Here is an 11519-nt window from a genome sequence, read left to right on the forward strand (position 1 = left end):
CTACCAACCTTGTTGAAGTTTACGCTCGAAGGCAGCAACCACGTTTGGTGGTACAAACTTGGTTACATCACCTCTTAATCGAGCAATTTCACGCACTAAAGTGGATGAAATAAAAGAATATTGCTCTGAAGGGGTCAAAAACACTGCTTCAAAGTGGGAGTCCAGCTGCCGGTTCATATTGGCCAGCTGAAATTCATACTCAAAATCAGACACTGCACGCAAACCACGCAATACAGCAGTCGCCTTTTGCTCACGAAAAAAATTGACGAGCAAACCATCAAAACCTACAAATTCAACATTGTCCAAATGACTCAATGACTCTTTCGCCAATGCAACACGTTCTTCCAGACTGAATACCGGATTCTTATGATGACCAATGGCAATCGCCACTACGACTTCATCAAACATTCGCGCTGCGCGTGTTACCAAATCAATATGTCCATTGGTAATTGGATCAAAAGTCCCCGGATAAATCACACGAGTTTTAGACATCCATTTGTACTCTGTTTGTTATGTAGAATCTTATTTTAGCAAAAACTTGTTTTTTTGGTGAATAATCCTCATTAATTTAAAAAACTTCACCTTATTTCTAGTTGCGGTACAATAGCAGCACGTTTGGAAGTATCAGATTATGGCGAAAGCATCTATTGTAGTAAAAAAAAATAATGGCGGTACCATTGCACTGAATAAACGTGCCCGCCACGATTATTTTATTGAAGAGAAATTTGAAGCGGGGCTTTCATTAAAAGGCTGGGAAGTCAAATCAATGCGCGCTGGGCGTATGACCATTGTCGAAAGCTATATTACCTTTAAAAATGGTGAAGCTTTCCTGTTTGGTGCTCAGGTTCAACCTTTGTTAAGCGCCTCGACCCATGTAGTGCCTGAAGCAACCCGTACTCGCAAGCTGTTGCTGAACCGTCGTGAAATTGAAAAATTGCAAGGTGCAATTAATCAAAAAGGTTATTCCTGCGTACCGTTGGCCTGCTACTGGAAAGGCCCGCATGCCAAGCTGGAAATTGCCCTGGTCAAAGGTAAGCAACTCCATGACAAACGTGCTACTGAAAAAGACCGTGACTGGCAACGTGATAAAGCGCGAATTTTCCATAAATAATGGATTAAAAGTTGCATATAAAAAAACCTCCGCATTTGGAGGTTTTTTTTATGATTTTAAGTATGACTATTTAGTCGCGCAAGCGTCAGGGCAATATACTCACCAAACCAGAATGCAGTTTTTAAATCACCTTCAGGCGGGGTCAACTCTACTGGCGCATTATCCGACTGGGTCATTAAACCCAAAAAGCTCGACATCCGGTTCAGATCCGTGACGGCACGTCCTGTCGGCATTAATGGCAAGCCACTCCACAACATGCCATGCTGCATGGCGAACAGGTTGATCTGCTGCAATACTGCCAACTTGTCGCCACTGAGTCCGCCACCATTGGTAAAGGCTGCTGCCAGCTTACCCTGCCAGCTACGTGCCAGCCAGCGCTTGGAAGACTGTTCCATAAACAGCTTCATGGCAGCTGTCAGGCTACCCATATAGGTTGGACAGCCAAAGATAATCGCATCGGCAGCGTCCAGCACCTCCCAGTCTATATGTTCGACATTCATCATATGTACCTGAACACCGGTTTCCCGTGCACCATCGGCAATAAAATTTGCCACTTTAGCCGTGTGTCCATAAGGACTGTGATAAACAATCGCAACAGATTTGGAAGATAGGGACATAACGCTCAAAAGCCAAAAAATTCAGTTAAGTTTAACATTTTCATGTCATAAACACGAATGTCGCCATACGCCCGGTTTTAGCTTCGCGGCGATAAGAGAAATATTCATCCGCCTGACGATAAGAACACTGATCCCCACCCAATACGGTATTTATGCCGTGTTGCTGCAAGATATAACGCGCAATCGCATACAGGTCAGCATAATATTTACCAGCCTGTCCACCGGGCTGAAACGCACTGTCCAGTTCAGGATATTTCTCACAAAAAGCTGCTTTTACTTCAGCACCAATTTCAAAACAAGGTTGACTAATGGCTGCACCGAGCCACGCCCAAGTCGGCGGAGTCTGCATGGCTGCAAGGGTATTTTCGATAATACCTCCTGCGAGTCCCCGCCAGCCGGCATGCAAGTTCGCAACTTCCATACCTTCCGCATTGCCTAATACAACTGGCAAACAGTCTGCAGTCATCATCATCAGAGCATGCTGTTTACGCTGCGTCACCAGACCATCTCCTACCAGTGCCTCAAAAGGCATCTGCTCATTAATCGTATGACAGATGGTGCTATGCGTCTGGGTCATCCAGGTAATTTTATCTACGCCAAAGGCAGCGAAATCCTGCAGTAAAGCCATACGATGCTGTTGTACCCGTTGCGCATCATCCTGCACATGCAAGGCCAGATTAAAACCTGCAAGTTCAGGCTGTGTAGATGGCTGCACTTTCGCATGATAAACACGGGTCTGACCCACATACACACCTGGTGGAAGTCCTGGTACAAATTGCATCTCGATTCCTTGCTTTGACGCGAGCTAAATAAAAAGATTAATAGGCTTTGTTTTCGGTACGCAGCACTTCCACCAGATTGGCAAAGTCTTCCGGCCACGGTGCTTCAAAGGTCATTTCTTCTTTGGTACGCGGATGTTTCAGCCCCAGTTGCACGGCATGTAAAGCCTGACGCTTAAAGCCACGTAAAGTATCATCTAGCAATTGCGATGCGCCTGCAGGCATACGGACACGCGGCATATATACCTGATCACCCACCAGGCCATAGCCGATATAGCTAAAATGCACACGAATCTGATGGGTACGTCCGGTTTCCAGACGTGCCTGAACACGGGTGAAGTGCTGGAACCGCTCTTTAACATTGTAATGGGTTACTGCATCCTTGCCGCCTGGCAGAACTGCCATTTTTACACGATCCACCGGATGGCGTTTGATCGGCTCATCAATAGTGCCGCCAGCAATAATGTTGCCGTAAACCACCAGATCATAGAGACGATACACCGATTTCTTCTCAAGCTGTTTGCTTAAGGCAAACTGTGCTTCCAGATTTTTAGCAACCACCAATAAACCGCTGGTATCTTTATCGATACGATGTACCAGACCTGCTCGCGCCAGCTCAGAAGATTTTGGATAGTGGTGTAATAAAGCATTCACCAAGGTGCCCGAGGTATTGCCGGCACCCGGATGTACCACCATACCGACTGGTTTGTTGATGACGATAATATCTTCGTCTTCATAGATGATATCCAGTGGAATGTCTTCCGGCAGGCTGCGCGTTTGCGCTTCAAGCTCGACATTTAAGGTCAGGATTTCGAAACCATCACTTTTAAATTTAGGCTTGACCGGTTGGCCATTCACCAATAAATTACCTTCTTTGATCCATTGCTTTAATTTTTCTCGGGAAAAATCGCTCCAGACCATCGCTGCAATCTGGTCGATTCGTTGCCCGATATAAGTTTCATCCAGTTGAAATTGCAACGATAAACGTGTTGCAGTTGCTTCTGAAGTATGGTTATCTGCATCCTCAGAATCTTCAAGTAAATTGAAATCAGTATCAGGGATATTAGAATTGGAAGATTGTGCTTGACTCATTTGCTCATTCAGACAAAAGTGGTTTAATAGTGCAATTGTAGCTCATTGCCCGTATTAACAGAGGAATTTTTATGTCGCTACCACATTATAAAATGACAATGCTTGCTGTGACATTAGGCATTGCATCGGCAATGGTAGGCTGTAGCAGTAATCCAACAAAAAAAGACGTCGTGGATAAAGGTCCGGAATCTAGCGAACAGGTTTATATTCAAAAAGCACAGAAAGCGCTAGATCGTAATCAATATACCGATGCAGCAAAACAGCTAGAAGCGCTGGAAACTTATTTCCCGACCAGTCAGTACGCTCCACAAGCCCAGCTTGAGCTGTTGTATGTAAAATTCCAGCAAAAAGAATATGAAGCTGCAGTTACACTGGCAGAGCGTTTTATCCGTCTGAACCCGCAACATCCAAATGTCGACTACGCCTACTATGTACGTGGTGTCGCCAACATGGAACAGAATTATAACGGTCTGATGCGTTATACCTCACTGAAACAGTCACACCGTGATGTCAGCTACCTGAAATTGGCTTACCAGAATTTTGTCGATTTCATTCGCCGTTACCCATCTAGCACGTATGCAGTCGATGCAGCACAGCGTATGAAGTTTATCGGTCAGGAACTGGCTGAGCATGAAATGAATGCAGCACGTTTCAATATCAAGCGTAAGGCTTATCTGGCAGCAGTTGAGCGTGGCTTGTGGGTAATCGAACATTATCCTCAAACTCCGCAGATTCCGGAAGCTTTGGCAACAGTTGCCTATGGCTATGACAAACTGGGCGATAAAGCCACTTCACAGCAATATATTGAAGTACTCAAACTGAACTATCCTGGCCTGGTCAATGCCAATGGTACGGTGAACCTGCGTGCAGCACGTAGTGAAGGCAGCTTCTTTAACCGCGCAACCTTGGGTATTTTTGGTAAAGAAGCCAAGACTGTAACGGATCCTTCTACCCAGTCTCCAGAATCACAGGCAGAAAAACGCAGCCTGACCAACCGTATGACGTTTGGTTTACTCGACCGTCCGAAAAATACAACAACCGAGCAAGCTGAACCGACTGCTGAATAAGCCAACTGTCACAGGTGCATTTTTGCAAAGGGCAAGTTATCATACTTGCCCTTTTGCATTTTCTGAGCAATGCTTGAACAAATTGTGCAAAAAGGTTATACCAAGTAATTCATTTATAGGGTTGGAACAATCATCCGGCTCTTAATTTTTCAATGATTTAACCCCTAAATAACGCAGAACGAGAAGCTCAGCAGACCATGGCCATTCCTCAACATACGATTGATCAGATTCTCGATCGCACCGATATTGTCGATGTGATTGGTCAATACGTGAAACTAAAAAAAACTGGCCGTACTTATTCGGGCTGCTGTCCGTTTCATCAGGAAAAATCACCGTCTTTTCACGTCTATCGCGATAAACAGTATTTTCACTGTTTTGGCTGTCAGGCTAATGGTAATGCCATCCGTTTTTTGATGGACATTGGCAGTCGTAATTTCGTCGAAGTGATGAAAGACCTGTCCAGTCAGACCGGAATCGAACTGCCTAAAGACAATACCGATTCCAATAAATTAAAATATAAACGTGAAGCAGCCAAACCTAAAATTGCGCCTGCTCAAGCTGTTCCACAAGCTCAGCCGCAACAAAATAATGCAGCAACAGAAAATAATACTGCTGCATCTACGGCGAGTTTTGACCCATTTGCAGAGTTTCAGGCAGCCGAACAGGATTTTTATGGTGACCCTTTTGCTTCTTTTGAACATCTGCCCATGGCGGAAGTTCAGCAAGATGGTAATCTCTATGATCTGCTGGAAAATATCGCGCAGTTCTATGAGCGCCAACTCCCAAATAGCTCAAGTGCTCAGCAATATTTCAAGCAGCGTGGTCTGACTGCAGAGACCATTGCTTATTGGCGCTTAGGCTACGCGCCTGAAGACTGGCAACATCTGGAAAAAGCCTTTCCTCAGGATATTGAGGGCTTAAAACTTTTAGGTCTGATTCGCACCAGCGACAGTGGCCGTGATTTTGACCTGCTGCGTGAACGTGTCATTTTCCCGATCCGTGATACCAAGGGTCGTGTAGTTGGTTTTGGTGGTCGCGCACTCAATGACGAGATCAAGCCGAAATATATCAACTCGCCAGATTCTGAAGTCTTCCATAAAAACCAGTTGCTTTACGGTCTGTATGAAGGCCGCAAACAGAAAGCCCAAGAATGGCTAATGGTCGAAGGCTATATGGATGTGATTGCGCTCCAGCAATATGGCATTCATGGCGCAGTAGCCACTTTAGGTACAGCCAGTAATACGGATCACCTAAATATTCTGTTCAAACAGAGCAATCGGCTGACCATTGCCTTTGATGGGGACGCTGCCGGTCAAAAAGCGGCACGCCGTACTCTGGACATTGCCCTGCCCCTGCTAAATGATGGCCGAGAGCTGAAGTTCTTTGTTTTGCCCGCTGACCATGACCCGGATTCATTGATCCGCCGTGAAGGGATAGAAAACTTCAGACGCTTGCTGGAACAGGCGCCACTGATGTCGGACTTCGTATTTGCCCATCTGACCCAAAATCAGGACATCACCACGCCTGAAGGTAAAAGTCAGGTTATGGGTGAACTAAAAAATCTGACCGAGTTACTGCCCAAACACGGTTCCTTCCGTTATCTGCTGCAGCAATTTTTCCGTGAAAAACTGGGCTTTAACCGTAAATGGCAACCCAAGGTCAATACGGATGCATCCTTAAGCTTTAGTACCAAAATTGATGCCGAAGAATATGTAATTGCGATCTTGATGAATCACCCTTATCTGTATATTCATTTTGAACCGTTGCGCGCGCTGGTCTCTGAAGATCAGCTGCTGTTTAAAATTCTGAATATTCTGAATGTGATTTTTGATGACCTGCCGGATGACCCAGAACTGTCGATCTATTATGTGCTCGGTGCCTGCGCAGCCCATCATCATGAACTGCAGCATATTTTGCAGCATGCCAATGTCAGCGATTACACCTCATCGCCAGAACAGGCCGATAAGCTCGCGGCTGATTTTTCAACCAAGCTGCAATATCAGTGCTTGAAAAATAAGATTAAATCCAAGAAATTTAGCAGCATTGCTGAAATGAAAAACCTGAAAATGCAGATTTATGAGATTGATCGCAAACGCTCGATGACCCTGTTAGAAGACTGATTTTTCAAATTATTGATTCTTTTGAATCAAATGAAGTCAGACTAGATCACAGTATTATTTATAATTTTCTCAAATAATCAGGCTGGGTTTTATGTTGAAGTACAAATCCGCAAAGAACCAAGCCTCTCATCATGCTGATTACAGTGAGTGCCTGGATTTACGACGCTTCGCAACTACATTGCCCAGTTCTTCCTGTAACAGCTCAAAATAGGCAGGATCTTCCGCTTTGGCTGCTTCACGCAGCACAATAGAAGTTGGATGCAACAGTTTTTGGGTTAAGCGATGTGAAAAATCGGCCAGTACCGTTTCCGCCTTTTCGCCCTTGGCAATACGCTGCATTGCCAATGCCAGCTCTTCCTGACGTAATGTTTCCCCGTGGTCACGGTAAGCATGAATGGTCGCCCCGGCCTGTTTGACCTTTTGCTGGGTCAGCAGTTCTGTAGCCAACTGATTGACCATGATCTCGGCTTCAACCGCAGCCTGACGCCGCTGTGCCAGATTTTCCTCAATGACACTTTGCAGGTCATCGACCCCATACAGATAAACCCCGTCCAGGCTTTCTACTTTGGCATCAATATCGCGCGGTACGGCCAGATCGACCAGCAGCATCTGCTGGTAACGGCGTTTTTTCAGTGCAGCCTTCACATCGGCAAAATGGATCACCTGATGCAAACTGCCGGTACAACTGGAAATGACATCGGCACGATGCAGATTTTCTGCAAGCTGATCAAAATCTATAATTTCGACCTCAACCCGATGTGCAATTTCCTGTGCCAGAATATCCGCACGCTCGCGGGTACGGTTACAGATAATGATCTTGCCTACCCCCATCTCTGCGAGGTGTTTGGCCACCAGACTGTTCATTTCCCCGGCTGCCACGATCATAATGGTCAGCTTGTCAGGGTGACTAAATACTTGCAGAGCAAGTTGCGCCACCGCATATCCCATCGAGACGGCATGGCTGCCGACAGCCGTTTCCGAACGCACGCGTTTGGCGGCATAAAAGGCATATTCAAAAATCCGGTTGAGATCACGCGAAACTGTATGAGAGTCTTTGGCCAAAGAGAGGGCGGTTTTGACCTGTCCCAGAATTTGCGGTTCACCCAACATCAGTGAATCCAGACCACTGGCGACACGCATCAAGTGAGTTACTGCCTGCGCATTTTCGTAACGATAGACATGCTGCTGCAGTTGCTTGACATCCACCCCATTTTTTTGGGCGAGCCAGTTCAGCACCATGTCAGCGTTTTCTGACATGGCATAAACTTCGGTCCTGTTACATGTAGACACCACCACCATGTCATTCAGTTCAGGGTGCTGGCTTTGTTCGGCAAGAATGTCTCTTAACTTTTCAGGGTTAAAAGCCACCTGTTCCCGCAATTCTACAGAGGCAGTTTGATGGTTGACACCCAATGCAAAGAAAGACATATCAGGTCATCATTTCACTAAATTTATGCTATTGTGCAACATCGGTGTCATAAAAAGCATTACTTGGATCAAGAAAAAATTGCGTCAAACAATCAGCCGTATCAACGGCCCTACAATTAAGCAATATTCTACCACATTCCTACTGGTGGGTAGCATGGCTTCGACTGCACATCTCTATGCAGCGGAAGCAGTTTACCATGCAAATCATAATTATGATGCGATAAAACAAAGTATGATGGCCGAGTTTGCCATCGCTGCCCATGACATTCCCACTGCTTTGCACAACTATACGGTGCTGGCGATCAAGAGCAATTCCACTTCAGTCAAACAGCGCGCGTTAAATGTCGCACTAGAACATAATGACTTGCAGGCGGCTCTGGACATTTCCACACACTGGGTGGTACAAGAACCGCAAGATGTCCCTGCCCTATTTTATTTATCGCATATTGCTTTAAAAGCGCATGAGTATGAACTGGCTGCAGAGACCTTGGAAAAAATCCTGCAAATTGATGATAGCGCCGATCTGGAAGAAATTCTGGCAGGGATTTCACCCGAAGGAACAGAGGATCGTACTTATCTGATTCAGGCCTTAAGCACCACCAAGGCTCGGGACAATCCGTCTATTCTCGTCCTTGTGGCCGGCCTGGAAGCACAAAATGGCCAGCTGGAACAGGCGTTAAACACGATTAACCGTGCCTTGAAGAAACGTCCAAAGGCAACCGGTTATATTCTAATGAAGGCCAACCTGCTCAACGCGTTAGGCGATACCAATGCCACACGGGAATGGTATGCAAAATCCAGCCGCAAGCACCGCAATAATCTGGACGTGCGTCTGGCTGAGGTCAAATATCTGGTCAAACTGAATGAAGCAAGTTTGGCGCTGAAAAAACTGCAGGATATTCTAAAGAAATGGCCGACTGCTGAAGAAGCCCTGTTTATTGCCGGACTGACCAGCATTGATCTGGAAGAGTACGAAAAGGCCGAAAAATATCTGGTCGAACTGCGTTATTCTGCGCAGTATCAGAACGAAGCCTATTACTATCTGGCTGTCAATGCGGAACGCAAACAGCATTATGAAACGGCTAAAGCCTATTACCGTCTGGTCGATGGCAGTCTGTATACCGTATCACGTCGCAATATAATCTCAATTTTCGCCCAGCAGGATAAACTGCATGATGCACTGCGTTTCTTAACCCAGGAAAGGGTGAATTATCCGCAACATGCCAGCTTTCTCTATCTGGCCCAGGCAGATATCTTGACGCGTATGCAGAACAAAAAAGCCGCTATTCGCCTGCTGGAAGAAGCCAGCAAAAATCTGCCGGATGACCCTGAACTGGTTTACGCGCAAGTCCTGTTACTGGACCCGCACCAGGATCGCGTCAAGCTGGACGAACTACTCACTACTTTACTCAACATTGAACCGAATAGTCCGACCTATCTGAATGCCTATGCCTATACTCTGGCGATGCAGAACCGCCGTCTGGAAGAAGCACGTCGCTATGTCGAACAGGCACTGGAATATGCACCAGAACAGGCATCAATTTTGGATACCTATGGTTATATCTGTTATTTACAGAATGACTTTGCCACGGCTGCGGACGTGCTCTACAAAGCTTATCAGTTGAACCCGAATGTGAAGATTGGCGTGCGTTATGCCCGTGCGTTATACATGAAAGGTGATCTGCAACAATTTCATCAAGTGTTACAACAATTACAACAAAATCATCCAAATGACCCAGAATTGAAACAACTTAATTCGCTATTGTTAGCACCACAAACCCAAACGAGTTAATTTATTTATGCGCAATTTGAGCCAATTGGGTTGCTGTGCCTTTGCAGCAACTGCCTTATTCTTGACTGGCTGTCAGCAGATGATCAATCCACAAAAGCCCGTGACGCCTTCTGTCCAAGCAGACAATCAATTCCAGCTGCAAGGTAAAATTGGTGTTCGCACTCCTCAACAGACTGGCAGTGCATTCTTTACCTGGGTACAACAGCAGGAAGAATTTGATATTGAGCTCAGCGGTATCTTAGGCGTGGGTAAAACCCAAATTTCTGGCACCCCGGGACAAGTAACCTTAAACAGCGCAAAAACCGGTGTGATTCAAGCAGCCAGTGCCGAAGAATTACTGCAACGTGCAACCGGCTGGCAAGCACCGATCAGTTATTTAGTGGACTGGGTACAGGCCCGTCCTGCAACTACCTCTGCAAAATTACAAAAAGACGACACGCAACGGATTAGCCAGATTATGGAACAGGGCTGGACAGTCGATCTTAATTATAATGCGCAGGCCAGAATGCCAAACCGCTTGATTTTAAAGCAGTCACTTGAAAATGGCGCGGAAAACCGTATTACAATGATCATTGAAAACCGTTAATTGACCTGATTCCAGCCCATGATAATTCGTGTTCCTTCGCCTGCTAAACTGAATTTGTTCTTACATATTACCGGTCGCCGTGAAAATGGCTATCATGAACTACAAAGTATTTTTCAGCTGATTGACCTGTATGACTGGCTGGAGCTTGAACCAAGTGCCGATGATGCGATTCAGATTGAAGGTCTGGCCTCTGTCGATCTGGAACAGAATTTAATCTATCGGGCAATACAGTTGTTGAAGCCTTATGCCAAAACGCCTTGCGGGCTAAAGATCCGTCTGGAAAAAAACATTCCGATGGGTGCAGGTCTGGGTGGAGGGTCTTCCAATGCCGCGACGACCCTGATTGTGATAAACCAGCTCTGGCAGTGCGGTTTAAATGTTGAACAACTGGCAGAGCTTGGGGTCAAGCTAGGTGCAGATGTCCCGATATTTGTGCATGGTAAAAATGCCTGGGCTGAAGGCATTGGTGAACACTTAACATTCATAGACTTAGATCAAAAAAAATTCATTGTGTTAAAACCTGATTGTTTTATCAGCACTCAACTGCTTTTTTCGCAAAAAGCATTGACAAGAGACACGAAGAGCTCTAAATTTTGCGCCTATCAGGAAACGCCATCTGATTTTGGAAATAACTTTGAGCCACTGGCAAGAAGCTTATATCCTGAAGTCGATGAAGCAATGCAATATCTCGACCAGTTCGGAAAAGCAAAGCTTACAGGTACAGGTGCTTGTGTGTTTATTGAAGTCACTGAAAATCTGAATATCGAAGATATTCTTGCAAATGCACCATGTAAAGCTTACCTGGTCAACAGTTTACAAGAATCACCTTTAGTTCAGTTTAAAGTGTAGATAGGGGTATCGCCAAGTGGTAAGGCACCGGGTTTTGATCTCGGCATCCGTTGGTTCGAATCCAGCTACCCCTGCCAT

General features: G+C 45.7%; 11 protein-coding genes and 1 tRNA gene. 7 read left to right on the forward strand and 5 right to left on the reverse strand.

The annotated features are described in order from the left end of the window. Nucleotides 1-492 (reverse strand): pantetheine-phosphate adenylyltransferase, encoded by a 492-nt coding sequence (gene coaD, locus H9629_RS03145; protein ID WP_004280585.1) that lies wholly within the window; start codon nt 490-492, stop codon nt 1-3. A 139-nt stretch (nt 493-631) separates the two neighbouring features. Here coaD and smpB point away from each other — a divergent pair, with 139 nt between their 5' ends. After that, on the forward strand, nt 632-1111 hold the full coding sequence (smpB, locus tag H9629_RS03150) for an SsrA-binding protein SmpB (protein WP_064096341.1): 480 nt from the start codon (nt 632-634) through the stop codon (nt 1109-1111). A gap of 56 nt (nt 1112-1167) precedes the next feature. Here the strand turns inward: smpB and H9629_RS03155 are convergent, their stop codons facing one another. The 3 genes from H9629_RS03155 to rluD are packed head-to-tail and all read right to left on the reverse strand — an operon-like array spanning nt 1168 to nt 3599. Continuing rightward, the gene (locus H9629_RS03155; RefSeq protein ID WP_064096342.1) at nt 1168-1728 is read right to left on the reverse strand and encodes a flavodoxin family protein; all 561 of its coding nucleotides are present in this window, start codon (nt 1726-1728) and stop codon (nt 1168-1170) included. A 40-nt stretch (nt 1729-1768) separates the two neighbouring features. Further along, a complete protein-coding gene (pgeF, locus tag H9629_RS03160; protein ID WP_191730541.1) occupies nt 1769-2509 on the reverse strand; it encodes a peptidoglycan editing factor PgeF in 741 nt (246 codons plus the stop codon). A gap of 37 nt (nt 2510-2546) precedes the next feature. Continuing rightward, nucleotides 2547-3599 (reverse strand): 23S rRNA pseudouridine(1911/1915/1917) synthase RluD, encoded by a 1053-nt coding sequence (gene rluD, locus H9629_RS03165; protein WP_064102432.1) that lies wholly within the window; start codon nt 3597-3599, stop codon nt 2547-2549. 71 nt (nt 3600-3670) lie between these two features. Here rluD and H9629_RS03170 point away from each other — a divergent pair, with 71 nt between their 5' ends. After that, nucleotides 3671-4666 (forward strand): outer membrane protein assembly factor BamD, encoded by a 996-nt coding sequence (locus H9629_RS03170; RefSeq protein ID WP_144724361.1) that lies wholly within the window; start codon nt 3671-3673, stop codon nt 4664-4666. 197 nt (nt 4667-4863) lie between these two features. Next, nucleotides 4864-6786, forward strand: a complete 1923-nt coding sequence (locus H9629_RS03175) for a DNA primase (protein ID WP_144724360.1) — start codon at nt 4864-4866, stop codon at nt 6784-6786. Nucleotides 6787-6924: 138 nt separating this feature from the next. On the opposite strand, the gene hemA is transcribed toward H9629_RS03175, so the two are convergent. Next, nucleotides 6925-8214, reverse strand: coding sequence for a glutamyl-tRNA reductase (hemA, locus tag H9629_RS03180; protein WP_064096347.1), 1290 nt, complete (start codon nt 8212-8214; stop codon nt 6925-6927). 79 nt (nt 8215-8293) lie between these two features. On the opposite strand from hemA, the gene H9629_RS03185 reads away from it, so the two are divergent. The 4 genes from H9629_RS03185 to H9629_RS03200 all read left to right on the forward strand — a co-directional run bounded on the left by H9629_RS03185 (nt 8294) and on the right by H9629_RS03200 (nt 11518). Further along, a complete protein-coding gene (locus H9629_RS03185) occupies nt 8294-10006 on the forward strand; it encodes a tetratricopeptide repeat protein (RefSeq protein ID WP_064096475.1) in 1713 nt (570 codons plus the stop codon). A gap of 7 nt (nt 10007-10013) precedes the next feature. Next, the gene (lolB, locus tag H9629_RS03190) at nt 10014-10592 is read left to right on the forward strand and encodes a lipoprotein insertase outer membrane protein LolB (protein WP_064102435.1); all 579 of its coding nucleotides are present in this window, start codon (nt 10014-10016) and stop codon (nt 10590-10592) included. A gap of 21 nt (nt 10593-10613) precedes the next feature. After that, nucleotides 10614-11441: a 4-(cytidine 5'-diphospho)-2-C-methyl-D-erythritol kinase gene (gene ispE, locus H9629_RS03195; protein ID WP_171255304.1), complete on the forward strand. Its 828-nt coding sequence runs from the start codon at nt 10614-10616 to the stop codon at nt 11439-11441. A gap of 2 nt (nt 11442-11443) precedes the next feature. Then, a tRNA-Gln gene (locus H9629_RS03200) sits at nt 11444-11518 on the forward strand. The last annotated feature ends 1 nt before the right edge of the window (nt 11519 follow it).

The organism is Acinetobacter pecorum, from assembly GCF_014837015.1.
Classification (GTDB): Bacteria; Pseudomonadota; Gammaproteobacteria; order Pseudomonadales; family Moraxellaceae; genus Acinetobacter; species Acinetobacter pecorum.

What these genes read in the sequence shown, in the direction of transcription:
- coaD (WP_004280585.1), bottom strand. Translation starts at nt 492, where the DNA reads ATGTCTAAAACTCGTGTGATTTATCCGGGGACTTTTGATCCAATTACC.
- smpB (WP_064096341.1), top strand. Translation starts at nt 632, where the DNA reads ATGGCGAAAGCATCTATTGTAGTAAAAAAAAATAATGGCGGTACCATT.
- H9629_RS03155 (WP_064096342.1), bottom strand. Translation starts at nt 1,728, where the DNA reads ATGTCCCTATCTTCCAAATCTGTTGCGATTGTTTATCACAGTCCTTAT.
- pgeF (WP_191730541.1), bottom strand. Translation starts at nt 2,509, where the DNA reads ATGCAATTTGTACCAGGACTTCCACCAGGTGTGTATGTGGGTCAGACC.
- rluD (WP_064102432.1), bottom strand. Translation starts at nt 3,599, where the DNA reads ATGAGTCAAGCACAATCTTCCAATTCTAATATCCCTGATACTGATTTC.
- H9629_RS03170 (WP_144724361.1), top strand. Translation starts at nt 3,671, where the DNA reads ATGTCGCTACCACATTATAAAATGACAATGCTTGCTGTGACATTAGGC.
- H9629_RS03175 (WP_144724360.1), top strand. Translation starts at nt 4,864, where the DNA reads ATGGCCATTCCTCAACATACGATTGATCAGATTCTCGATCGCACCGAT.
- hemA (WP_064096347.1), bottom strand. Translation starts at nt 8,214, where the DNA reads ATGTCTTTCTTTGCATTGGGTGTCAACCATCAAACTGCCTCTGTAGAA.
- lolB (WP_064102435.1), top strand. Translation starts at nt 10,014, where the DNA reads ATGCGCAATTTGAGCCAATTGGGTTGCTGTGCCTTTGCAGCAACTGCC.